At 47.8% G+C, this 23,843-nt stretch carries 18 protein-coding genes and 1 pseudogene; 11 read left to right on the top strand and 8 right to left on the bottom strand.

Translation table 11 applies throughout. The annotated features are described in order from the left end of the window. Positions 1 to 55 precede the first annotated feature (55 nt). The gene (locus NDA06_RS15225; RefSeq protein WP_190410665.1) at positions 56 to 283 is read left to right on the top strand and encodes a hypothetical protein; all 228 of its coding nucleotides are present in this window, start codon (positions 56 to 58) and stop codon (positions 281 to 283) included. A gap of 60 nt (positions 284 to 343) precedes the next feature. Here the strand turns inward: NDA06_RS15225 and NDA06_RS15220 are convergent, their stop codons facing one another. Further along, on the bottom strand, positions 344 to 1,852 hold the full coding sequence (locus NDA06_RS15220) for an NB-ARC domain-containing protein (protein WP_190986412.1): 1,509 nt from the start codon (positions 1,850 to 1,852) through the stop codon (positions 344 to 346). A 381-nt stretch (positions 1,853 to 2,233) separates the two neighbouring features. Here NDA06_RS15220 and NDA06_RS15215 point away from each other — a divergent pair, with 381 nt between their 5' ends. Then, a complete protein-coding gene (locus tag NDA06_RS15215; RefSeq protein ID WP_190410913.1) occupies positions 2,234 to 2,425 on the top strand; it encodes a hypothetical protein in 192 nt (63 codons plus the stop codon). 129 nt (positions 2,426 to 2,554) lie between these two features. Here the strand turns inward: NDA06_RS15215 and NDA06_RS15210 are convergent, their stop codons facing one another. From NDA06_RS15210 to NDA06_RS15200, 3 genes are all read right to left on the bottom strand, one after another. Further along, entirely contained in the window at positions 2,555 to 3,292 is a 738-nt protein-coding gene (locus NDA06_RS15210) for a LapA family protein (protein WP_190986411.1), read from the bottom strand. Positions 3,293 to 3,370: 78 nt separating this feature from the next. After that, on the bottom strand, positions 3,371 to 3,979 hold the full coding sequence (locus NDA06_RS15205) for a flavin prenyltransferase UbiX (RefSeq protein ID WP_190410662.1): 609 nt from the start codon (positions 3,977 to 3,979) through the stop codon (positions 3,371 to 3,373). Between the two features lie 79 nt (positions 3,980 to 4,058). Further along, on the bottom strand, positions 4,059 to 6,362 hold the full coding sequence (locus NDA06_RS15200; protein ID WP_190986410.1) for a ribonuclease R family protein: 2,304 nt from the start codon (positions 6,360 to 6,362) through the stop codon (positions 4,059 to 4,061). Positions 6,363 to 7,288: 926 nt separating this feature from the next. Between NDA06_RS15200 and NDA06_RS15195 the strand changes: the two genes are divergently transcribed. Beyond that, complete coding sequence (locus NDA06_RS15195) at positions 7,289 to 8,146, top strand: hypothetical protein (protein WP_190428771.1); 858 nt, start codon at positions 7,289 to 7,291, stop codon at positions 8,144 to 8,146. Positions 8,147 to 8,441: 295 nt separating this feature from the next. Here NDA06_RS15195 and clpP read toward each other — a convergent pair. Continuing rightward, a pseudogene (gene clpP / locus NDA06_RS15190) lies at positions 8,442 to 9,053 on the bottom strand (ATP-dependent Clp endopeptidase proteolytic subunit ClpP); the annotation flags it as partial. Between the two features lie 347 nt (positions 9,054 to 9,400). Here clpP and NDA06_RS15185 point away from each other — a divergent pair. From NDA06_RS15185 to NDA06_RS15170, 4 genes are all read left to right on the top strand, one after another. Next, on the top strand, positions 9,401 to 9,568 hold the full coding sequence (locus tag NDA06_RS15185; RefSeq protein ID WP_190428773.1) for a hypothetical protein: 168 nt from the start codon (positions 9,401 to 9,403) through the stop codon (positions 9,566 to 9,568). A 17-nt stretch (positions 9,569 to 9,585) separates the two neighbouring features. Then, on the top strand, positions 9,586 to 9,867 hold the full coding sequence (locus NDA06_RS15180) for a hypothetical protein (RefSeq protein WP_190986409.1): 282 nt from the start codon (positions 9,586 to 9,588) through the stop codon (positions 9,865 to 9,867). A gap of 306 nt (positions 9,868 to 10,173) precedes the next feature. Continuing rightward, positions 10,174 to 10,989, top strand: coding sequence for a hypothetical protein (locus NDA06_RS15175; RefSeq protein WP_190986408.1), 816 nt, complete (start codon positions 10,174 to 10,176; stop codon positions 10,987 to 10,989). Between the two features lie 118 nt (positions 10,990 to 11,107). Next, a complete protein-coding gene (locus NDA06_RS15170; RefSeq protein WP_190986407.1) occupies positions 11,108 to 13,174 on the top strand; it encodes a thioredoxin domain-containing protein in 2,067 nt (688 codons plus the stop codon). A gap of 532 nt (positions 13,175 to 13,706) precedes the next feature. Here the strand turns inward: NDA06_RS15170 and NDA06_RS15165 are convergent. From NDA06_RS15165 to NDA06_RS15155, 3 genes are all read right to left on the bottom strand, one after another. Next, positions 13,707 to 15,362: a penicillin-binding protein 2 gene (locus tag NDA06_RS15165; RefSeq protein ID WP_242047502.1), complete on the bottom strand. Its 1,656-nt coding sequence runs from the start codon at positions 15,360 to 15,362 to the stop codon at positions 13,707 to 13,709. Between the two features lie 321 nt (positions 15,363 to 15,683). Continuing rightward, the gene (locus NDA06_RS15160) at positions 15,684 to 16,208 is read right to left on the bottom strand and encodes a hypothetical protein (RefSeq protein WP_199324160.1); all 525 of its coding nucleotides are present in this window, start codon (positions 16,206 to 16,208) and stop codon (positions 15,684 to 15,686) included. A gap of 238 nt (positions 16,209 to 16,446) precedes the next feature. After that, complete coding sequence (locus NDA06_RS15155; RefSeq protein ID WP_348251765.1) at positions 16,447 to 18,834, bottom strand: GAF domain-containing protein; 2,388 nt, start codon at positions 18,832 to 18,834, stop codon at positions 16,447 to 16,449. A gap of 606 nt (positions 18,835 to 19,440) precedes the next feature. Here NDA06_RS15155 and NDA06_RS15150 point away from each other — a divergent pair. From NDA06_RS15150 to glgB, 4 genes are all read left to right on the top strand, one after another. After that, positions 19,441 to 19,614, top strand: coding sequence for a hypothetical protein (locus NDA06_RS15150; RefSeq protein ID WP_190410652.1), 174 nt, complete (start codon positions 19,441 to 19,443; stop codon positions 19,612 to 19,614). A 294-nt stretch (positions 19,615 to 19,908) separates the two neighbouring features. Continuing rightward, positions 19,909 to 20,625, top strand: a complete 717-nt coding sequence (locus NDA06_RS15145; RefSeq protein WP_190410651.1) for a glutathione S-transferase family protein — start codon at positions 19,909 to 19,911, stop codon at positions 20,623 to 20,625. A 33-nt stretch (positions 20,626 to 20,658) separates the two neighbouring features. Beyond that, entirely contained in the window at positions 20,659 to 20,967 is a 309-nt protein-coding gene (locus NDA06_RS15140) for a hypothetical protein (RefSeq protein ID WP_190673970.1), read from the top strand. Between the two features lie 550 nt (positions 20,968 to 21,517). Next, positions 21,518 to 23,824 (top strand): 1,4-alpha-glucan branching enzyme, encoded by a 2,307-nt coding sequence (glgB, locus tag NDA06_RS15135; RefSeq protein ID WP_190673967.1) that lies wholly within the window; start codon positions 21,518 to 21,520, stop codon positions 23,822 to 23,824. The last annotated feature ends 19 nt before the right edge of the window (positions 23,825 to 23,843 follow it).

Genomic DNA, 23,843 nt, shown 5'->3' with positions numbered 1-23,843 from the left:
TAAATTGTGAAGCACGGTAATCTCACTTAGGATCATCAAAGTTGGGTGTTCTACCATGAAAAATAACCTCAGCAATATCCGCGAAGTCGTCCAACACGCTTTGAGTACAGGCTACTTAACTGTTGCAGCCGAAGAACAGCTGCGGAGACTTTTAACAACTAAGTATGGATTAGAAGACTTCAACGCTTTTATGCAGTTGCAGCAAGCTGCAATGCTGGGTCAAGTGAGGCAAGAGTCCCGCGAACTCGCCCTTTCTCAGCGACTTTCCTGTGGGAGATGCTAGCGGCTAAGCCAAGCATTGGCGAAAAATCGTCCTTTCCAGCCCTTTATTAACCCGGTAATGTTAACCCGGTAAGGTTAGACGACGGTTGGTTTCGTATCTCCCAGATGGAGCGTTAATTAGCCCCAAGCTTAATAAAAGAGCCACGTCTTTAGTCGTCATTTCTTCACAAATCTGCTCAACTAATTTGTCAGCGAGATACGCCCTGACAACAGGTGGCAAGGTGAAATTATTCGAGGTTTTTTCAATCAGCGATCGCCGTCGCAAAGATTCCATTGCTTCTAGCTGCTGCCGTTTCGATACTCCCGGCACCACCTCGTCTCGCAAGGAACGTATAGGAATTAACTTGTGACGAATTGCCAGCCAGTACATTACTTTTTTTTCTAAGTCCGAGAGGCGATTGAACTGCCGATCTAATAGATCTCGGATATCCCCAAAGACAACCAACCCTTCTGCTAAAAAGTCGGTAATATTCCCGTCAAAGACATCTTGAATCGTCGTTGCTACAATTTTCAGGACTAGCGGATTTCCCGCATAGCGGTTGATCAGGACTCTACATTCTTCGGTTGAGCCAACTAAACCTTTGAGTTGCAGTAACTCTTGTCCATCGGATGCTGACAACCCCCTCAGTTCTAAGGAACGAATGGGTAAGTTTTCCCCTTCTAAGGATGCAATTTCTTTCGGTTTCTCCCGACTGGTGAGAACCAGACAGCTAGGATGGCGTTCTTCTCCCAGACGTCGGAACAGTTCCCCATATCCCTCATATTCGGGACGATAGTATCCAGCGTGTTGGATAGGAGATAAAACTTCCTCAGCTCGATCGAGGACGATCAGACAGCGGTGCGATCGCAGATAAGCCATCAGTAGGGAAATTCCCTCGTCTGCGGTTGCGTGACCGATGATTTCCTGTCCCTGCGACAGAAATTGAACCAAGTTTGCCACCAAATCTTGAACTGATGGAGCATGACGTAGCGATCGCCAAATTACAAACTCAAAATCTTGCTGAATCTGTTCTGCTAGCTTTACAGCAAGAGCAGTTTTCCCGATTCCCCCTATCCCCAACAATGCCACTAAGCGGCAGCTGTCGTGGACAATCCACTGCTCTAAGGTTGCCAGTTCTTCCTCGCAACCGTAGTAAGCTGCTACATCAATCACTTCTTCCCAATCCTGGGAAGCGCTCGCCGTCCCGATGGCAGATGTCTCAGCTTGACCGTGTTCGGATACGTTAGCGGAATCTATTTTATATCCAGCTTTTGAGAGCAAGTTGGTGACGCGGCTCCAGTTCTTGATTTTTATAACGTCACCCGTCTGGCGAATCAGGAGTTCTTGAATGTATTTGTACAGCCCATTCGATAAGTAAACTCTAACGGCACTGCTAGTGCGACTTTTGTAGACAGTGTCTGCTATTTCTGCTGGACTATAGCCACACAACAATCCTCTTAAGAATTTCTTCTCAACTGGCGTCAAACTCCTTCCTTTGGCAGATGCTAAATCTAGATAAAGCTTCTCTAAATGCCAATTATTTGCTGCTTCTGTAAACTCGTCGTCCTGCCGCTCAACAGTTGATACCATTCTCTCGCGTTGCTAACCCCAATAAAGGCTGTCAACGCCTGATTCTAACGGATTAATTATGAAATCCTAACGAAGTTACGATGAAGTTCTAACGAATTTAATAACGATTGTTAGATGAAGTTTCTTTAATATTTTGGCTATCCTTAAATTTTAGGGAGACTTTATCTAACTTTCATCTAAAGTTCATTAAAATTTCACAGTTTTTGAGAGGGAGAAAAGAGGTGAAGCGATGGTTTTCCTAGGTTTTAACGGCATTACCCTACCCTGCGGCTCAATTATATTGCCCTGCCTCAGAAAAGGCATCCGTAAATTAACTGACGTGAATTCCCTATTTCAAAACCTAATGGTTTCTCCTGGTGTTGATTGAGTTGGTGACAAATTATGATGCTCATCCGCGAACTTGTCGAACAAGCACTGACTATTGGATATTTAACCGTTGAAGCTGAAGATCAACTGCGACAGTTATTAAGAAAAAAGTATGACAATGAGGATTTTAATGCCTTCATGACCTTGCAGAAAGCCGCAATGACAGGTCTTGTTAAGCAGCAATCGCGCGAACTGATGCGGTTATAAGCAGTGGTTTGGAGTTAATTCTTGGGGTTAATGACTTGAGCATTCAGGAGTCAAAATAATAAAGCGTGTGAATGCTTCCCCGGAGAGGGGTTGAGGGAAACCCTCACAAAAAAAAGTCACCCTCTAGGCTTATCGGTTCTTCCAATCAGTGTCAAACTCGTCGTCCTCGTCTTCAAATCCCCAGTCGTCCTCATCCGGATTGGTTTTCCGTACAGGTTCAGGTTCCTGATAGGGCGGGGTAATTACCCGGTAACTAGCATCATAAACGGCTTCAGTTTTTCCCACCCCAGAATTGCGCGGTTCCCGGTAGCTGTAAGAATAGACGGAACCCGATCGAGAGGCGCTTTTCGGTTCTTGCTGACGCTCGTAAGTTGTACGTTCTTCTACAGATTCTTTTGCAAACGGTTGTCGGCTTGGAGTGCGATCGCGCGGTTCCTCTGATTCATCCCCCCAATCATCATCCTCCGCAACCTCCTCTTCCCAGTCATCTCCATCCGCATCGGTATTCGTTGGCTCTGGCGGAGGGGGAGGGGTGTACCTGGTTTGTTGAGTGGTAGAGGTTTGTTGAGTGGTATAGGTAGATTGGGCAGTTTCCCGCCGCGACTGGTTGGCACGAGGGGGTTCTGTAGCTTCTAGTTTGCGGATGCGTGCTTGTAAGGGACGCCGTTGTAGATAGCTCAACAATTGTAAGAAACTGCCAGTCAGGGCACCCGTTGCGATCGCTGCCAAAATCCAAACCCCTACAGGTAGCGCTTGCGTCTTAGCACCCAAAAATACCAGCGCTAGCACCGGCGACAAATTTTGTAAAGCAAGTAGTGCTACGGACCCTAGCACCAACATCAGCAGTAAAATCCGAATCGCAGGCATAATCTATTAAAAATTAAAAATTAAAGCTTAAAAATGCAGAATTTCTTCTTGTATTTTCAATTTTACATTTTTAATTTTTCATTTTCCTTCCCATCGGTTAATCGGGATACAGTCAATATCTAGCTGATCTAAGGCACGCGCCACCACAAAGTCTACTAAGTCTTCAATTGTTTGGGGATTGTGATACCAAGCAGGAATTGCTGGGACAATTCGGGCACCTGCTTCTGCCAAAGCCGTCAGGTTACGCAGGTGAATCAAGCTAAAGGGCGTTTCGCGGGGCACAAGAACCAGTTTCCGCCCTTCCTTGAGTTGGACATCTGCTGCTCGCTCCAAAAGGTCGGAACTTAAGCCAGCTGCCAGTTTCGCCACGGTACTCATACTACACGGCATAATCACCATCCCTAGGGTGCGGAAGGAACCACTGGCAATATTGGCTCCCACATCGCCCCAAGGATGGCAGTAAAGTTTACCCTGCGTTTCGACTCCAGCTTGCTGTCGCCAAAATAGTTCCTGTGCCACTGCTTCTACAGGCATCCGGATAGTTTGCTCTGCCTGCCAAACCATGTAAGTAGATTTGGAGGCAACCAGTTCAACGCTGTACTCAGCTTGGAGCAGAAATTTTAAGGCACGTACGGCATAAATTAAGCCAGAGGCACCCGTGATGCCGAGGATAAGGGGTTTGGTCATTAGTAGTAGGTAATGGGTAATTAGCTAAACGGTTAATGGCTCATGGTTCTTGAACACACCATGAGCCATTAACGATTAGCTATTCATCCAATTCAGGATCGGCAGAAGGATCTGCTTCTATATCCTCATTGCTGGCTTCGCTACCGCCGCCGACAATGACCAAGTCAATTTGCTGACGATAGTAATCAACGCTCTTAACTTGGACTTCCACGCGATCGCCTAGACGATAAGAAACGCGGCTTTTCCGTCCAACCAGACAAGCATGACGAGAGCGAAACTCGTACCAGTCATCTTTAAGAGAGCTGACGTGTACCAGTCCTTCCACTAGCAAGTCTTCAATTTCCACAAAGAACCCGTACGACTGGACGCCGGTAATTAAGCCCTGGAAGACCTCTCCCGTGCGCTCCTTCATTAGCTCGGCTTTTTTGAGTCCTTCCAGATCCGCTTGTGCATCTGAAGTCAGCTTTTCACGCTCGTTGAGATGCACAACGATACCCTGTAGCTGGCTTTCTAAATCTTCTTGCACGTCTGGTGGCAAGACATTCCAGTTGATATTGCCGTGGGCGGAACTATGACGCAGATTCACGCTTTCTTTGGCGCGAGTGGTTCGGCGATCGCGCCCTTTCTCGAATACAGCAAGCAATACCCGCGACATCAGTAAATCTGCGTAGCGTCGCAGCGGTGAGAGACAGTGCGTGTAAGGGCTTTCGTCCTCGCCGATTCCCAAAGCCAAACCAAAGTGAGAGCCGGGAGCTGTACTGTAACCACAGGGTCTCAGCGTGGACTGCAACAGATACATCAAGACTCGCTCTGACTGGGATTGAGCGAACATTTGAGTAAAACGTTGATAATCCCGTGATGTCACGGCTTCTTCCTGCTCTAAACGCAGTTCCATGCCTAGATTACTCGCCAACTTCATCAATTCCTGCACATCCTCCGGGTCTGGAGAAGGCTGAATGCGATAGGTTGCAGGCAGAAAGAGTGCTTGCAAATGGGTTGCGATCGCTTGATTTGCCAGGAGCATCAACTCTACGACTAGAGAACGCACTCCTCCCGAAAATACAATCGCTCCTAGGATGCCTTCATCGTTGTAGGGCAATTGAGTACCGGGCAGATTCAGTTCAAATCCTCCCCTCCCTAGGCGCTGTGCTTTCACTGCCGGACTCAGCTCGTAAAACAACTGACTGAGCATTTCAAACACTGGCGCTTCGGCATCTTGATGACGCTCTAAAATTGCTGTCGCTTCGTCGTAACTGAGTTGGCGATCTACTTGAATCACCGTGGGTTGAATCTCATACTCCACCATTTGTCCGGTGGCGGAATCGAGAGTTAACAGTACCGAGATCGCTAAGCGAGCTTCGCCGGGTACCAAGGAGCAGCGACTGGCAACAGCATCCGGCAGCATTGGCAGCACCATGTCTCCGAGATAGACGGTGTTTCCCCGCTTGCGAGCTTCCCGATCCAGGGCTTCTTGTGGCTCAATGTAGTGGGCAACATCCGTGATGTGGACGCCCAACTGCCACACTCCAGCCTCTGTTTTGTTAAGAGTCAGAGCGTTTTCTGTGACGTGCTGAGCGGTTTCGTTCTCACTTCCCGCTCCTGAAGGCTCAGGAATAAAGGCAAGAGTTAACAAATTCCGCAAATCCAGCCGGTGCTTGAAATCTTTTTGACTTGGCTGTTTGGGCAATTCCTCTGCGGCTCTAAGCACCTCAGATGGAAAGTTGCGAGGTAAGTCGTGCTTGCAACAGACAATATCAGTGTCTGCGGCAGCTTCTGCATTGCTGCCGAGAATGCGAGCGACTTTGCCAATCGGCGGCTGCGATGCCAGGGGATAGCGTAAAACTTCGACGTGAACCAGGTAATCGACGGCTTCCGCCAAGTTTTGACCGTTCGGATGCAGATTCAGTTCAAATAGCAGTCGATCGTCTAGAGGGACGGCTCTAAAGCCGGTTTCGACTTGCTTGACTCGTGCTAAGACCGAGGGATTGGCTCGTTCTAGAATCAGCCGTACTTCCCCTTCTGGAGAGCGTTTGCGGTTTCCTTCTTTGGTGACTTTGACGAGAACGCGATCGCCATTCCAAGCAGTACTCAGATGGCTCTCTCGGACGTAAATATCCTCCGCTCCTTCTACCTCCTGAATGGCAAAGCAGAACCCTTTACTCGAACAGCGCAGTTTGGCTTCGACGACATCTTCTTCTTGGACGCGCCGATACTTACCGCGATCTTTGACCAAAATGCCAATTTTTTCCAAGGCATCCAAGGCAATTTGTAGTTTAGTTAAGCTCTCTTCATCCTGGCAACGCAGTTTTTTTTCCAGAACCTTAGGAGCAACTAATTTGTCATCTGTGAAATTAGAAAGTAGTGTAGCGATTGAAAATTCCATGCAGCTATGAGTTTGCCTCCACCATAAAAACAATTCTGTTTGTCTAAATTTGTCAGCTGATAGAGACGAGCTAACCTTGTCTCTACAACAGTTGCTTCTTTCTTCTTACCGACTACTGACTGTTGACCGCTGACGATTGAAAGCGATTTTTCTCCTTGTTATCCTGACGCCATGCTTAGAAAGCATGGGTATTTTTACCCTGATGTGGCAGCGCCAAATTCGCCGCGTTTTTAACAGATGTCTCGCTACTACCTGGGTGGCGCGTTTCTCACCCTACAGTATGCGAAACCTTGTCATCGTCATCGAACGCGATGCTCTAGCCTTCTTAGCGCTACACGAGGAGATGCATATCGCGATATACGCTATGCGAGGAGTCGCAGTTAATCGCGGCATACACTACGCGAGCGGAAGATTTTGGACTATCGATTTTAGACTTTGTAAACAAACAAAATTTTGTCTTTTTACAGATTTTGGACAACAGACGGCTGCGTTTGGTAGTCTCTAGTCCACGGTTGGTCGTCTTTAATCTACAGTCCACAGTTGAGCGTCAAGGGAACATCGTCAGGCAACCATCCCTCCTTCAGCCCGCCTTTGCGAATATCAAGCAGATGTCCCGAACAAGAACTCCGGATGCAACCAGCGCCTGGCAGCAACCAGTGCTTTCTCTGTTCAGGTGCTTGACGACAAAAGCGACGACAAGCACTTTGTCTGACTGCCTTTTCTCAAGCCAACCACTGTGAAACGGACTCGGTCACTTGCGAGCGTAGCGGGCAGTAGCGAATGGTTTTATACCATACCGATGAACAGTCTCTAATTATTTTAGTTTCTTGCGGTACCTTCTCTAAAATCGTTTTTCAGGGGGCGTACTATACTTAACGTTGATGGGAGCCAAAAAACCCGACTAGGTTTGGGTGGCGTGGAGTATTATGTTTTCTCAATTCCGAGTTCGTTATCCCTTAGGCAGCCTGACCACTGAGTTACTGACCATTCATGAAGGAAAGTACGTGGTCAAAGCCGCTGTTCAAGTCGAAGGTGTCATCCTAGCGACAGGTTTGGCAGCAGCCGGTGAGATTGAGCTGGCAGAAGACAAGGCAACAGCCAGAGCGTTGAACTGTTTGGGAATTCCTGCTGGAAGTTCTAGCCACAACACTCCAGTTACGCAGTCTGATGCTCAGATTACGCAAACTGTGGCGGTTGAGGTGCCAGTGGGGGCGATCGCTAACCCCAGACGCGAAACGGTCATTCCGTCAGAAAGCCCCTCGCAGCCAAGCCCAAATCGGCTGTATTCCGATCCAGTCAGCTTCAATGATATGGCTGGAATGTCCTTCTCAGATCGGGGGCAAAAAGAACCTGCTTCACCACCTCCCGTCGTGCTATCGAATCAGGATGTCCCGTTTGCAGAAGAGTATTCCCCTGCCCATACTGAGCTTTATGGGGATGATGCTGCGATCGAGACACCCGAAGAAATATCGGGAGGCTTGTTTAGCAGCCAGCATAATCAGCCAATGACCTCATCGCCTGGTTATCACGCTAGCGAAGAGGTTATTCAGCCAAGTCCGATGGATATGACTATCGGCAGCACAAGTTCTGCTGCTGAGGAGATGGACTTATCCGAAGCGATGGCTAGAACGACGGTAGAAATTAAGCGTTTGCGCTGGACTGCTGAGCAAGGAAAAGATTATCTGAAGCGAACCTACGGTAAGCGAGGTCGTTCGGAGCTGAATCAGGAACAATTGCTGGATTTCCTGCGCTATCTTGAATCTCTCCCAACACCGGAAAAGTAACTGAGCAACATTGTCAATAAAAAATGGGGGAAGCTCCATTTTTTATTGACGGGATGTGTAATTTTCTGTATTTCTCCCTCAATCAATCGGGAGCGAATGCTCGTGGATTGATTAACCTCCTATTTTTGCGTAGTAGGGACATAGCATTGCCATGTCCCTACAAAACGTGAACGAGCGTAAGTTATTTAATCTATGTTCCTGAGGGGAGCTCACAACATTTGCTTGACTCGATCCTCCCAAGCCCCCTCGATGGAGGGGCTAACCAGAAATTGCACGTCCGTTAACTTTTAGTTCTCTATACCGCTGCAACGGCTGTGCGGGTAGCAGAGGGACTGCGTTTAATCACCTGATCGATCAAACCGTAGTCCTTGGCTTCCTCTGCCGACATAAAGAAATCGCGTTCGGTATCTTCCTCAATCCGCTCGATGGGCTGACCTGTGTGTTTAGCCAGATATTCGTTCAGCTGTCTTTTGTGGTACAGGATTTCCTTGGCTTGAATCTCAATATCGGTGGCTTGACCTTGAGCGCCGCCGAGAGGCTGGTGGATCATGATCCGGGAATGAGGCAGACTCATCCGCTTGCCTTTAGCACCCGCGCTGAGGAGGAAAGCGCCCATACTAGCGGCTAATCCGAGGCAGATGGTGCAAACATCCGGGCGGATTTGATTCATCGTGTCAAAAATGCCCATGCCTGCGGTGACGGAACCACCGGGAGAGTTGATATACAGGTAAACGTCTTTCTCTGGATCTTCAGCGTCTAGAAACAGCAGCTGAGCCACGATTAAGTTGGCAAGGTCGGAATCAACCTGTTGTCCCAGGAAGATGATGCGTTCCCGGAGGAGCCGGGAGTAGATATCAAAGGCACGTTCGCCACGACCTGATTGTTCGATAACGGTAGGAATCATGGAGTCTGCTTTTTCGGGTGATTTTTCTTAATTTTAGCGATTGTAGGAGAAAGTACCGGGTGCTGGAAATACTACCGATACAACCCTAGCGAGAAGGTGCGCTTGCAGCAGGTGGATTGGGCTTGTCGGCTGGAATGTAGAACATCAGGGAAAACCCGTCGCTAGCACTGAAAGGGTAGGCGTGTTTTGTCGTTGTGTCCTCGGGGGTTCGGTTTTTCAACAGCGATCGCATCTTGCTGGTTGTCTTCGTCAGGAAACAATCGCCCAACTGGGTGAATCAATGGGACGAAGTGCGATCGCTATAGCAAATCGTACTGTTAGAACTATTCGGGGATGGAGGGAACCGAGTCATGCCTAAAAGACTTCTGCAAGCCGCCACGATCACCTTGTTGCTCAATGTAATCGCAGCATTAAGCGTCCCAACAACAATTCAGACACCGCGATCGCTCTCAACTGCTCAACCCAACACTAATGGGGAGTTGACTGGATCGACTTCTGTACAGATGCGTCCTTATTAACAAAGGAGTTGCTCGATATGACCGTGCAATTTAAAGATTTAGAAGCGATCGCTCAACAGAAGATTGACTTAACGCCAACAGCAGCACTGGCTGCACAGACTCGGCAATATCAGGATGTACCTTTAGAAGAAATCTACGATTTACTCGAAAGTGTCACAGAACCTTTTACCGTGTTAGCGGATTCTCTTCCTACACCACTCCAACAAAGTGCCCGACAAGAAATTGAGTTTTTTGCCTGTTTGTACCAACAGCGCCTCGATCGCCCCTCCATCAATCAAGCCAGAGATAGGATGCTTTAATTGATGGAAGTTATTGGTAGGCGCGGTAGCGAAGCGGTGTTGCTCTTAGCACGCTCCTAGCACCCCTGTCCTAGCGCTCTAGTTGCTCGCTTGGATAGGGGTGGCATCTATAATCTACACAAGCTATAGCGGCTGGGGTGCTTTTCTTTTTCTCATCCCTGTGCTTCCCGCGAACCAGGCAATGTTATTCAACGCCAAAAACATAAAGAACCCTAAAAAAGAAAAGAACCTAATTTTTTTATAAAGAAGAATAAAATCTTTATATATCAATATCAGATTTTGTGACAAAAGGAAATTGAGTTAAACATGAAAAAAAGCATTTTTCTATTTTTGTTGTTAGCCCTGAGTTCTTTTTTAGTAGTTTATTATTACTGGAAACAGGCAACCCAACTTCCTGAATGGTATATTAGCAAAGAAAAAGCTACAAATTCCCAAGTTAGGCAAATTAACTTTCGCAATGAAGCTGAAGTCCAAACAGTCAAAGACAGATTGCAAAGAAATGTTGATGCCAAAATAGAAAATAGCATTGGGGCTAGCCAAGGATTGCCAACAAAACTAGGCAGACGCGATGGAGGTGATGAAAAAACTGCTATTGATAAAATTACCGAAAACCCGCAAGCGGAATTAGGCACTCAAAATATAGAAATTGATTTGAGCGAACATGAAGTTAATGATTTGGTAATTTCAACAATTGCTAAAGATAAAAATACCAGTAAGTTACTGGCATCTACCAAGGGCCTCAATACAACCATCAAGAATGGTCAGGTAGAAAGCGGGGTTGTATTCAATGTCTCAGAAGTTCCCAAAGAAGAACTGAATCAACAAGAGAAAGAATTGTTGGAAAAAGTTATAAAAACATTCCCTTTTTTAGAAGAGAAAGAAGTTTATATTGGTGTGGAAGGTAAGCCAAGGGTAGAAAATGGGCAATTAAAACTTGAAGAACAAACAAAAATAAAAGTAGGAAATTTGAGTTTTACCACAGCAGAACTTTCCCAGCGGCTGGGAATTCCTCAAGAGAAGATTGAACAAAGATTGAAACTGGAACTGGAATTGGGACGTTTAAAAATAAACGATATCGAAATTAAAGAAAATAACGCTTCGCTCAAAGGTTCGGTTAACTAATGTACTCACCCAGCCACGATTGACCAGAATCTAGCGTGGGATGGAGCGATCGCTCCATTCATCACGCTAAACTGCTAGGGGTGAAAACGTACTCATATCGAGTTCTGCTATTAGCCCCATGACCAATCGCCTCAATCAAGCTGAAAGCCTGTACCTCCGCAAACACGCTGAAAATCCCATCGACTGGTGGCCTTGGAGTGAAGAAGCCCTAGAAGCTGCCAAGCGGGACAATAAGCCAATTTTCCTATCGATTGGCTACTCCAGCTGCCACTGGTGTACGGTGATGGAAGGAGAAGCGTTTTCCGACCAGGCGATCGCAGACTACATGAATGCCAACTTTATCCCGATCAAGGTAGACCGGGAAGAACGACCTGACATTGATAGTATTTATATGCAGGCGTTACAGATGATGGTAGGTCAAGGCGGTTGGCCCTTGAATGTCTTTCTCTCTCCTGAGGATCGGGTGCCGTTTTATGGCGGTACATATTTTCCGGTAGAACCGCGCTACGGGCGTCCCGGATTTTTACAAGTGCTACAAGCGATTCGTGGTTACTACGATACAGACAAAGCGAAGTTGCACGCGGTAAAAGAAGAACTTCTGGGTCATCTCCAGCAAGCAGCCATTCTGCGACCAAGTATGGGGACGGGTTTAAAACCTGCCTTGACCAACAAGGATTTGCTACAGCAGGGGTTAGAAACGAATACCGGGATAGTGGCTTCTAGCGAACATGGCGCTAGTTTCCCAATGATGCCCTATGCCGAGTTGGCGCTGCGAGCAATTCGATTTAATTTTGAATCCAAATACGACGCCAAGCAGGCGTGTACCCAGCGCGGTTTAGATTTAGCACTGGGCGGGATTTACGACCATGTAGGCGGCGGTTTTCACCGCTACACGGTCGATCCGACTTGGACGGTACCGCATTTTGAAAAAATGCTCTATGACAATGGTCAGATCGTGGAGTATCTGGCTGATTTGTGGAGTGCTGGGATACAAGAACCGGCATTTGAAAGAGCGATCGCAGGTACATTTCAATGGCTAAAGCGAGAAATGACGGCACCGCAGGGTTATTTCTATGCTGCCCAAGACGCGGATAATTTTACCCATCCAGAGGAAGCAGAACCAGAGGAAGGGGCATTTTATGTCTGGACGTACCCTGAAGTAGTCGAATTGCTGACTCCAGACGAGTTAGACGAAATTCAAGTGCAATTTACCGTGACGCCGGGGGGCAACTTTGAAGGCCTCAACGTATTGCAGCGCCGTCATCCGGGTATTTTGAGCGAAACAGTAGAAAGGGCACTCGCAAAGCTATTTGAAGCGCGTTACGGTACGTCTCCCACTGCCCTAGAAACCTTTCCTCCCGCCCGCAATAACTACGAGGCAAAAACTGGCAACTGGTCGGGTCGAATTCCGCCAGTGACGGATACTAAAATGATTGTGGCTTGGAATAGCCTGATGATTTCAGGGTTAGCCAGAGCTTACGGAGTATTTGCTAAGGAAGAATATCTGTCTTTAGCTGGAAAAGCAGCTAATTTCATTTTGGATTGTCAGTGGGTGGAGGGGCGCTTCCACCGTCTCAACTACGACGGAAAACCTTCTGTACTGGCGCAGTCGGAAGATTACGCTTTGTTTATTAAAGCGCTGCTTGATTTGCACCAAGTAACTCACGCTAGTTTCTGGATGGAGAAAGCGATCGCCCTCCAAGAAGAATTTGACGAATTCCTCTGGAGTGTGGAACTAGGTGGATACTATAACACCGCCAGCGATGCCAGTAGCGATCTGTTAGTGCGAGAACGCAGCTATGTGGATAATGCCACCCCGGCTGCGAATGGAATTGCGATCGCTAACTTAGTGCGTCTGGCTTTACTCACTGAAAATCTTACCTATCTCGACCGCAGCGAACAAGCTTTGCAAGCCTTCAGCAGTGTGATGCATCAGTCACCTCAAGCTTGTCCGAGTTTGTTTACCGCCCTGGATTGGTATCATCACTGTACACTGGTTCGCACTACTATCGACCACCTAACTCCTTTAGTTGCTCAATATCTGCCTACAACAGTATCGACGGCGGAGTCGAATCTGCCATCAGGTGCGGTCGGGTTAGTTTGCCAAGGACTAACTTGTCTGGAACCGTCCCAAAGTCGCGACCAAATGTGGGAACAAGTGCAGCGAAGTCAAATTCGCAATTAAAAGTACCAAGTTAGAAATTAAAGAGGTAAGATTTAATTCTTCTTTTTTAATTTCACCTTCGGAATTGGCTTTAGCGATTAGCCGCAATTTATTTTAGGATGGTGCTTCACAAATCATTTAGGGCTGCGATAGCAATCCTATTTTAATTGTGAGATGCTAGATTTCCGAATCCCCGACTTCTCTTAGCCGTCGGGGATCTTGCCTTTACATACAATTATTGAGGGCTACGATATAGACTTTTTATTTTATTTTTGTTAAAATAAAATCGATAAGGAAGAACTAGCTTTTAATATTTAAATCAGACATATTTCTATTATTTAAGGATACCTTGGGCAGCCTAATTAAGAAAGTCATATTAAATAAAAATTTTGCGCGATCGCCTGCAAGCCGTTATCCCCACTCGTAATTAAAAATGTAAGGGTCAGCAGATTTGCACAACTAATCTAACGGTTGGTTGCGATTAGTTATTAGCTCTGAATTATCACCAATAACTAATGACAGCTTCAACATAGGTTTCTTTACGCTCTCCTACTTAATTTTTAATTTCAGAAGGCGGAATTTTCTCAAGGCTAATTAAGGCTTCCATCACTGATTTCACTACAGGTGCGGCTACGGTGGAACCATAGACCTTGCCCTTCGGTTCATCGACAACAGCTAGAACCACATAGCGGGGAGCATCAACCGGAAAAATGCCCACAAAGCTAGTGATTCTGGCAGAGCTAGAATATCCCCCAGTAGCGCTGGCTTTCTGGGAAGTGCCCGTTTTCCCTCCTATTCGATAGCCTGGGATTTGCGCCGCTTTCCCGGTTCCCTTCGTGACGACCGCTTCCATCATTTCTAACACCGTCTGAGTCGTCGATGGGGAAAAGACGGGGCGCGGCGTGGGTAGCGTTGGCTGCCAGTACATCTGCCCTTGGGAGTCGATGAGTCCCCGGACGAGATGAGGAGTTACCAGTTTGCCGCCATTGGCGAGAGCAGCGTGCAACTGAGCCAGATGGATGGGGGTGAGAGAAAAGCCCTGACCAAAGGAGGTGGTAGCGGGTTCAATTCGAGATGACGTAAACTGCTCTTGGCTTTTCATTTGTCCGGGTGATTCAAAGGGCAGGTCGATACCAACCGCTTGCCCCAGCCCCAGCCGTTCCAGCCAACCGTAGTAGATACTCGGCTTGAGTTGTTGGATAACTTGCACCATGCCGACGTTGCTTGACTGTTGCAGAATCTGAGAAATCGACAGGGCACCGTGACTGCCCTCTTCAGCATTTTTGATCTGCCAGCCAGCTACCTGAATCTGACCTCGATCGTAGAATACAGTGTCGGGTTTGATGGCTCCCGCTTCTAGCGCGATCGCTATATTGAGCGGCTTAAACGTCGAACCCGGTTCGTAAAGGTCTGCCAGCGCCCAGTTCTTAAACAAACCTACATCCGATGTAGAGTACTCATTCGGGTTGTACGTCGGCTCTGCAACCAGGGACAGCACCGCACCATCCCGCGCATCCATCACGATGATAGTGCCCCGTTTGGCACTAAACAACTCCATTTGTTGCTTGAGGGCAGAACGAGCAGCACGTTGCAGGCGATTATCAATTGTCAGCTGGAGTTGCAGTTCATCAAAATGCAGCAATCCTTCGGGCACGTGATCTGGCATCAACGTTCCGTTACCAGCGCGGCTCAGTCGAACGGTGCGAACAGCCCGGGTGAGTAAATTTTCCTGGCTATACTCCACACCCGCCTGACCTCGATGATCCACATCCACATAGCCCACGACGTCTGCGGCTAGATCCTGCTGGGGATAGAGGCGGGCGTAATGTTGAATCAGCTCTAAGCCATCGGTTCGCAATTGGGAAATACCGTCAGCTTCTTCTTCTGTCAGGGCGTAGGCAACCCGAATTCCACTTTCCTGCTTGTTGAACTGCTTAAGCAAATTGTCAGCAGAAACTCCCAAAATCACCGCCAATTTCGTCGCAATTACCTGTTTGGATTGTTTAAACAGCTTTGGATGGGCGTACAGCGTATAGGCGGGACGGTCAGTTGCCAAAACGTTACCACTGCGATCCACAATCGAGCGTCGGGGAACAAAGGGGCGCAGATAGACCATCTGCTGCTGTCGCGCTTTTTGCAGCAGGCTCGGTGCCTGCACCACTTGTAGGCGATACAAATTGATCGCAAGCCCTAGCCCGCTCAGAGACATGATTAGCCAAACAAGCAGCAACCGTAAGGATGAAGTACCCAGCAACAAGGACGGCGAACGCAATAGGCTCCAATCAAAAGACTTCTGAGGTAAAGACTGCTGTGGTGATATCTTCTCCTGTTGCCGATTTTCGCCGCCTTGCTTCGGTTCTGATGACTGACGACTTTTTCCGTTTCGAGTGGGTTTTCGAGGCAGTTTTTTCACTAACTCTGGCATTCCACTTCCATTCTGGTTCAACTCGCCCGTCTCTTTAGCAGTTGCAGAAACCTTTTGCGTAGGCAGCGACCTACGATTGCTGACTCCTGACTTTTCCATACCTCGTTAATAGCCTAGTGGCGTAGTTGGGGATGTTTCTGAGTTAGGAGCTGCCACTGGCTTGGGCCGTGACTGGCGCTGGGGCGCTGGCGGCAGAAAGATGGTGTTAGCTGGATTGGGAGCAACCAAACCCGTACCCGGACGCTCAGCTTCTTGAGCCAGCTGGTTTTTTAGGGCTTCATTTGCCGCTGTCATTTGCCGCTCGTTGCGTTGCAGATTTTCTAACTTGCGGTACTCCTGGCTCCACATCTGCTGAGTATAGACCGTCCAGGCATAAACTCCCAGGGTGCTAGCAATCAGGAAGAAGCATACCAGGTTGGAGGTGCGCTGCAATCTCACCAGCGATCGCAGCCATGCGGGTGTCTGTGCCTGAAAGTCCCGCTGTTGGGAGCTTCTGCTACGGGTTCTAGACGATGAACCGCTTTCGGAACGCGGGGGTATTGTCTTTCCTTTAGGTTGCCGCGAGGAAACAGTGCTTCTTCTATCCGGACGGTGACGATCTGGAGTCAGGGAGTGAGGGGCAGCAGCCATAAGTAGTTCTTTTTATTAGTATCAGTTGTCAGAAATGAGTTTTTTCTCTTCTCAAGGTCAGTTTGCTTTGCCACTGACTGTTGACCACTGACAAAGGACAATAAACCAATCAATTTAAACTCTAGACACAAGAGCTGTCTATAGTCCATATTTTCTCGCATCGAATCCAACATTCTTGTCGAGATGGCTAATCGATAGCGAACGTGTACCTAGTCGCTACCTTCGACGCAACCACAGCTTAACACTCTCTAATTGCTTCTTTTGGCAAGGTCGTCGCGATTGCTTTGAGATGAACAGGAGAAGGTTCGGTAGGATGAAGGATGTAAGATGTTGGGATGCTGAGGGAAGCTGCTGGAGAGCTGCTCGCGTTACCCACCGGATAGGATGAGGGATAAATTTCTGCTTCTGAGTTTCTGACTGCTGACTCCTGAATGCTAGCGTCCTTCTCCTCACCCCGCGCTAACAACGGTTGGGGGGGCATTAAGGGAATTTCAACAATAAACTCTGCACCTTGACCGACTTGGGAGTGGCATTGTAGCTTGCCTTTGTGTTGGGTAACGATGATTTGGTAACTTACTGCTAAGCCCAATCCGCTGCCCTGACCAACGTCTTTCGTAGTAAAGAAGGGGTCAAAGATTTTCGACTGAATTTCTGGGGGAATTCCTGGCCCATTGTCAGCGATCGCAATCCGCACACTAGCGACCCCTGGAGAGCAGTCCGGCAGCAATTCGGTACGCAAGGCGATTTTTTTGTCCTCGGAAGACCACCGATTGAGCGCTTCTATCGCATTCATCAGAATACTCAAGAAAACTTGATTGAGTTGCTTCGGGTAACACTCCACTAAAGGCAAGTCGCTATAGTTTCTCTCTATTTGGATCTCATTGCCCAGCTGACTGTGCAGCAAGAACAGCGTATTTTCCAGTCCGATGTGAATATCTACTGGTTTCAGGGACGCTTGATTATGGCGCGAGAAGTTCTGCAATGATTTAACAATTTCGTGAATTCGCTGGGCACCTGCCTGCATCGAATTCAAAATGCGCGGTAAATCTCTCAGGAGGAAATCTAGCTCTAGTTCCTCACTGAGCTTTTGTAATTCAGCATCTGGATTGACATAGAAAGTTTGATAGGTCCGCACTAATCGAATCAGGTCATCTACATACTTTTCCACATAAGGAATATTGCCGTAGATAAAGTTCACTGGATTATTAATTTCGTGGGCAACGCCAGCTACCATCCGACCCAGACTTGACATTTTTTCACTTTGAATCAACTGGGATTGCGTTAGCCGCAGTTCAATCAGCGTTTGGGCAAGTTGCTTAGCTTGAGCAGCGCTTTCTACTGCCTGCTGCTGAGTTTGGGCGTATAAGTTGGCTTGTCGAATGGAAATCGCCAGCTGATCGGCAACCGCTTGGGCAAGTGTCCGGTCATTTTTCGACCAATACCGGATATGCGAACACTGATTGAGATAAAGAATTGCGTTGAGTGTTCCGTTTGCCTGTACTGGCACGACCAGGGAAGATTTTATCTGGGCTTTTTGATACTCTTCGTTTGCTTCCCCAATTCGAGGGTCTTGCTTGATGTCAGGAATACTCACTTGTTGACGATGCTGGATCGCCCATTGGGTCAGTGGCCCGTGGGTATCAAAGTCATCAATGGTAGAAGGAAAAGGCTCCCGACACACCTCAAAAAGGTATTTCCGCCGAAAAGCGGCACCGTCAGCGGGCAAGGGTTGCAATAAGCAAGTTTTATCTGTTTGCTCCTTTGCTTCTTGCTCCTCGGCTTCAGACGCGATCGGCTTTGTTTCTACAAGCTGCTTCCCGACTCCCCGGTTTCGCTCCTCTTCCAAAGTGTCGCTATGTTCCACCAGATGAACTAGACACCGATCTGCTGACAGCGCCTGCATCAGATGAGCGATCGCTTCAGTCAGAATCGTCTCCAAGTTAAAACTCTGCCGGGTTTGACTGGTAATTTGATTCACCAATTGCTCTCTTTGAGCTTGTTTCTGGGTTTGCTCGTAAAGCTGAGCTTGACAAATCGCAATTTCTAGCTGCTGGGCGATCGCTTGCAGAAATTCAATTTCGGAGTTTGACCAGGTGCGGGGTTGCTCTGAAATACAGACAATAAAGCCAACCCATCCTTCTTTTCGCTTAACCGGAACGAACAAGTTAGCCCTGTCCCAGGGAGAAGACCCTTGGGAGCGTCCACTGGTGTCGATTTGCTGGTTATCTCGCTTTAGCCAGGAAAGCCATCGATTCATCATCCCCCCTGTCGTCGGGTGAGAACCTGCTGTTTGGCTGTTGATAATTAATTTCCCAGAAGCGATCGCACTCTTCACTGCGCCAAAAGTTTCTAAGGGATGGTACCCCAGTTGAGAATTCTTTTGCTCTCCATTGATCTGCTCGCAGACAACTTGTACCCGCTTGGTATCCTCGAAATACCACAAAAAACAACACCTATCTAGGTGTAGCAACGTGGCAATTTCGTCCACTGCCGTTTGCAGCACCACTTGCAACTCCAACGAGTTGCGGATGCGATCCACAATTTTCTGTAGCAGTGCCCAATGCTTTCGCGGGTACTGAATCCAGGCTGGAAATAATTTGCTGGTATAAGCCACAAGCGGAAACACGCCGCCTCCCTTGAACTCTTCTTGCGCGTCTAGTTTGGTAAAAATTTTAGGCAGCGGTCAATCGTCCTGTTGTCAAATCACTAGCAATTGGTAAGCCATGTTAGTTTATCAGTCACTTTGGTTAGAAATTGTATTCAGAATAACTGATAGTGAGTCTCCACATCTCCATAAAGGTTGATTTTTTAGCTTCATTCCGTTGCTTTGACTGAGAAAACTAAATTCGCTCCCGATGTGGAAATCCTCGAAAAGTCGCGGATAGACAAAATTACCACTTGCTGGTACAGTTTGCTCTGTTTTTCCGAGGCTTCTGCTAAAAAAGAAATTGAAAAAAACTCAAAGCAATATCACTCCCAAGAGTGAGTGTGAATCCAGCAGTACGAGAGTATTCTTTCCTAAGTACGAAATCCGAAGAATACGGTGGGGCGCACCGGAATTCAAGCTTGGGAGCAAGGAACCTCACTCTTTTGGAATACCCAAAACTGGCTAAGAGGACTGGTGAAACCAAGAATTCCAGATTTCACCTGCGGGAGCGTCTAAGCAAAAACCGCAATATTGTGATTAAATAGCAAACGATTCCTTTGGTTGCAATCTCTTAAAGAGGAGTGTATGAACAAAAAAATAGTGAGTCTGCTTTTAGTTCTCGGCTTGGCTACCACCTTGGGAGCTTGTCAGGAAGGACCGAGTGATAGTACTACTAGCCCTTCTCCTACCACATCTCCAACGACTGGTGGAACGACTGGTGGAACGACTACTAGCCCAGCGCCCACAAAGTCTCCTTAAGGAGCTGGTTTTCGCTCCTTACTTCTCCTGAAAGGGATTCATACCGAATCGACGGGTATGAAAGTTAGTAGTGAGTTCTAAAACATCTGAACCCCGATCTGGTAATTGCTCCTCACACATTCACTGGGTATCTACTACTATCTGAGTCAATATTGACACCCAGGACAACTGTTATGTTGGCAACAACTGACTGACGAAAACAACTGGGGTCACAAGCATTAGTTGGCTCACCTAGAGTCGGAGTAAGGTCTGACTATGTTTATCTGTTGTTGCGGTAGGCGGCTTTGGCATTAAATGCGACTACTGCAATTTAGTACTTCTCACTATTGTCGGAAAGCAAGACTGGGGCTAGGTTATAAGCAAATTGCTTATCAGGTTGAAAATTTAACCCCAGGGCTACATATCCTCAAACTCAAGCCAATCACCGGACTCACGACAGTGCCGGTGCTTTTGTTAGAGGCAGAAGATATGCAGGGAGTCAGCGAAGCCATCCCGTCAGGGACGCGGCAGGAAGTGCAAGCGATCGCTGACTCGACGCAGATTTTACAATTTCTAGATCGCTATCGCCCAGAACCAGCGCTATCGTTACCGGATCGCCAACTACAGACAGAAGCCTTGATGCTGGAAGATTGGCTGGATGAAAGTATCGGCACGGCGACTCGCTTTGTTTACTATGATTTTCGTGCCGGTGCTGGTAAGCAAATCGACCCTTCGCCGTCTAGTCAGCTGGTGATTCAGGTGGTGCGGCGGCAATATGGAATTAATCAGGCGGCGGTGGAACTGGCAGCAAATCGGCTGAAGGTAGCAATGGAAGTGTTATCCAGTCGCTGGCAGAATAGCCTCTACCTGGTGGGCGATCGCTTAAGCGTTGCAGACATCGCCGCAGCCGCTTTACTCAGTCCTCTAGCGCTGATTCCTCAATACCGAGAAGATTATCCTTGGTTGTTTGAGCGCATTGAGCGGATTCACCTTCTTTGTCGGGAACCACTACCCCCCGGATTGGGAAATTAAAAATTAAAAATACACTGAAAATTAAAAATAGAAATGAAAAAGCCCATTATTTCACTATGGATTTTGCAATTTTCATTTCAACTGCTGGGGGTGATGCCTGCTAGGGGACTGCCACCACCGGAGGATACTCCTGAGGAAGTATTGCGGACGGAGATTATTACGGAAGCGCGATCGCCTATCGACGGCAAGCGACTCACTGCTGCTGAGTACGCCCAATTGCAGAATTCTCTGCAAACCCGCCCTTCTGCAACATCTCAGGTGAATCCCAAACTCCGAGAATTAGTTTTTCTGCTCCGCGTGCGGCGGCTGCTGCGTACCTTCGGTATCCCTACTCCCAAATAAATCCTGCATTTTAGCAATTAATTTATCTGCTTTGTGTGGGGTCAGTGTTATAAAGGTTCGCGTTCCTTGGAAAGTGATGGCAACGAGAAAAGCGTTTGCCTAAGTAAGTCGATATCATAAACTGCGTACACCCCACTTGAAAATCTGCCTTTGTTTGCTATACCTACTTGCTTGCTCCGACTCTTAACTCAATACTCAGATGAAGACGTAAATTTCAATAACTCTAAAAACAGCCAGTTTCACGCTAGATGACGATGCACTTTTATTGACATTGTCCTAAGTAGAAGAAACAACTGTGTCCTGCTACCGATGACAAAATATACAAAAAACAAAAAATGTATATAAATATTAAAGTGCTGTTAACCAGAGGGAGATGCTCGTTCTTCAACCGCTAGCTGCTATAGCCCTACCTGACGGGAAGACTTTCAGGCTTAGGGCAGACGCTACGCGATCGCCTTAAGCCAACGATACGGGCGATCGCAACACACGTGCGCGTCCAAAAAGCCCTATCGAGAACCCATTCATTCAAGACCTTTAGATAAATAGGTTTATGTCCATGACCATCGCCCCCGAACAGATTGAGCGGATTGTTTGGAATCAACATCAAGACCCATTTGAAATCCTGGGTGCCCATCCCATTCAGCAAAATGGCAAAACCGTCTGGGCAGTGCGAGCCTATCTACCCAATGCCAACGCCGCGTGGGTAGTTTGCCCCCAAGAACGGACAGAATATCCCATGCAAGCAGTGCATCACCCTCATTTTTTTGAATGCACCATTGAGATGCCAAAACTGGCAAACTATCAGCTGCGGATTCAAGAAGGGGAACACGAGCGTGTTATCTACGACCCCTACGCCTTCCGTTCTCCCCACCTGACAGAGTTTGACCTACACCTGTTTGCAGAAGGGAATCATCATCGCATCTACGAGAAACTAGGTGCCCATGCAACGGAAATTGATGGGGTAACAGGAGTTTATTTTGCAGTTTGGGCACCCAATGCCCGCAACGCTTCTGTCTTGGGGGATTTTAATAACTGGGATGGTCGCAAACATCAAATGCGTAAAGGTTCCACCGGCATCTGGGAAATGTTCATCCCAGGTTTGGGCGTTGGGGAACACTATAAATATGAAATCAAAAACGCCGACGGTCACATTTACGAAAAATCCGATCCCTACGGCTTCCAGCATGAAGTGCGTCCTAAAACAGCATCGATTGTCACTGACTTAGATTCCTACCAATGGAATGACCAAGATTGGATGGAAAAGCGCCGCCACACCGACCCGCTCACCCATCCTATCTCTGTCTATGAAGTTCATCTAGGGTCTTGGCTGCACGCTTCCTCTGCTGAACCGCCACGGTTGTCCAATGGAGAGACAGAGCCAGTGGTAGTCGTCTCTGACTACAAACCAGGAGCGCGTTTCCTCACCTACCGGGAACTGGCAGAACGGTTAATTCCTTACGTTAAAGAGCTGGGATTTACTCATATTGAATTATTGCCAATTGCTGAGCATCCTTATGATGGCTCTTGGGGTTATCAGGTAACTGGGTATTATGCCTGTACTTCCCGTTATGGGACACCTGAGGACTTCATGTATTTTATTGACCAGTGCCACCAGAACGAAATTGGGGTGCTAGTGGACTGGGTTCCGGGTCACTTCCCCAAAGATGGTCACGGTCTCGCTTTCTTTGATGGCACCCACCTTTACGAACACGCCGACCCCCGCAAAGGCGAACATAAAGAGTGGGGGACTCTAGTATTTAACTACAATCGCAATGAAGTGCGGAACTTCCTGGTTGCCAACGCCCTGTTCTGGTTTGACAAGTACCACATTGATGGAATTCGTGTGGATGCTGTGGCGTCGATGCTTTACTTAGACTATTGCCGTGAGCCTGGGGAATGGTTGCCTAACCAGTACGGCGGCAGAGAAAACATTGAGGCAGCTGATTTTCTGCGTCAGGCAAATCATACGATTTTCAGCTATTACCCTGGCACCCTGTCGATTGCAGAAGAGTCAACTTCTTGGCCTATGGTGTCTTGGCCTACTTACGTAGGAGGACTGGGCTTTAATTTGAAGTGGAACATGGGCTGGATGCACGACATGCTGGACTATTTCCACATGGACCCTTGGTTCCGCCAGTTTCACCAGAACAATATTACTTTCAGTATGTGGTACAACCACAGTGAGAACTTCATGCTGGCGCTATCTCACGATGAGATAGTCCACGGCAAGAGTAATATCATTGGCAAGATGCCGGGGGATGAGTGGCAGAAGTTCGCGAATGCTCGCTGCTTATTCGCCTTTATGTTTACTCACCCTGGCAAGAAGACTCTGTTTATGAGCATGGAGTTTGGGCAGTGGAGTGAGTGGAATGTCTGGGGTGACTTAGAGTGGCATTTGTTGCAGCATGAGTCACATCAAAAACTGAAGCGGTTTATGAGTGAACTCAACCATGTCTACCGCAGCGAATCGGCTCTTTTTACTCAGGATTTTGCTCAAGAAGGCTTTGAGTGGATTGATTGCAGCGACAACCGTCATAGCGTGGTCGCGTTTATCCGCAGGGCGAAAGATTCGGAGGAGTTTATTATCACAGTGTGCAATTTTACTCCTCAGCCGCATAGTCACTACCGTGTAGGTGTCCCCGAACCCGGATTCTATACCGAACTGTTTAACAGCGATGCCCGTGAGTACGGCGGAAGTAACATGGGCAATTTAGGCGGTAAGTGGACAGATGAGTGGTCGTTCCACACTCGTCCTTATTCGCTAGACTTGTGTTTGCCGCCACTAGGAGTGCTGGTTTTGAAGCTTGACCGGCAGAAGACAGCAGCCGCGATGCAGTCTTGGTTGTCTCAGGGATAGTCGGGTTTCTTGTTCCCAG

Origin of the sequence: Trichocoleus sp. ST-U1, assembly GCF_039961835.1 — a bacterium.
Lineage (GTDB): Bacteria > Cyanobacteriota > Cyanobacteriia > Cyanobacteriales > FACHB-T130 > FACHB-T130.
Note: the sequence above shows the minus strand (reverse complement) of the source record. Positions and strands in the feature narration are given on the sequence as shown.

Bases quoted from the DNA above. Each gene is read 5' to 3' on its own strand.
- NDA06_RS15200 (WP_190986410.1), bottom strand. From the start codon at position 6,362: ATGGAATTTTCAATCGCTACACTACTTTCTAATTTCACAGATGACAAA.
- NDA06_RS15175 (WP_190986408.1), top strand. From the start codon at position 10,174: ATGAAAAAAAGCATTTTTCTATTTTTGTTGTTAGCCCTGAGTTCTTTT.
- NDA06_RS15180 (WP_190986409.1), top strand. From the start codon at position 9,586: ATGACCGTGCAATTTAAAGATTTAGAAGCGATCGCTCAACAGAAGATT.
- NDA06_RS15210 (WP_190986411.1), bottom strand. From the start codon at position 3,292: ATGCCTGCGATTCGGATTTTACTGCTGATGTTGGTGCTAGGGTCCGTA.
- NDA06_RS15160 (WP_199324160.1), bottom strand. From the start codon at position 16,208: ATGGCTGCTGCCCCTCACTCCCTGACTCCAGATCGTCACCGTCCGGAT.
- NDA06_RS15165 (WP_242047502.1), bottom strand. From the start codon at position 15,362: ATGTCTCTGAGCGGGCTAGGGCTTGCGATCAATTTGTATCGCCTACAA.
- NDA06_RS15140 (WP_190673970.1), top strand. From the start codon at position 20,659: ATGAAAAAGCCCATTATTTCACTATGGATTTTGCAATTTTCATTTCAA.
- NDA06_RS15185 (WP_190428773.1), top strand. From the start codon at position 9,401: ATGCCTAAAAGACTTCTGCAAGCCGCCACGATCACCTTGTTGCTCAAT.
- NDA06_RS15225 (WP_190410665.1), top strand. From the start codon at position 56: ATGAAAAATAACCTCAGCAATATCCGCGAAGTCGTCCAACACGCTTTG.
- NDA06_RS15150 (WP_190410652.1), top strand. From the start codon at position 19,441: ATGAACAAAAAAATAGTGAGTCTGCTTTTAGTTCTCGGCTTGGCTACC.
- glgB (WP_190673967.1), top strand. From the start codon at position 21,518: ATGTCCATGACCATCGCCCCCGAACAGATTGAGCGGATTGTTTGGAAT.
- NDA06_RS15205 (WP_190410662.1), bottom strand. From the start codon at position 3,979: ATGACCAAACCCCTTATCCTCGGCATCACGGGTGCCTCTGGCTTAATT.
- NDA06_RS15145 (WP_190410651.1), top strand. From the start codon at position 19,909: ATGCGACTACTGCAATTTAGTACTTCTCACTATTGTCGGAAAGCAAGA.
- NDA06_RS15220 (WP_190986412.1), bottom strand. From the start codon at position 1,852: ATGGTATCAACTGTTGAGCGGCAGGACGACGAGTTTACAGAAGCAGCA.
- NDA06_RS15215 (WP_190410913.1), top strand. From the start codon at position 2,234: ATGATGCTCATCCGCGAACTTGTCGAACAAGCACTGACTATTGGATAT.
- NDA06_RS15195 (WP_190428771.1), top strand. From the start codon at position 7,289: ATGTTTTCTCAATTCCGAGTTCGTTATCCCTTAGGCAGCCTGACCACT.
- NDA06_RS15170 (WP_190986407.1), top strand. From the start codon at position 11,108: ATGACCAATCGCCTCAATCAAGCTGAAAGCCTGTACCTCCGCAAACAC.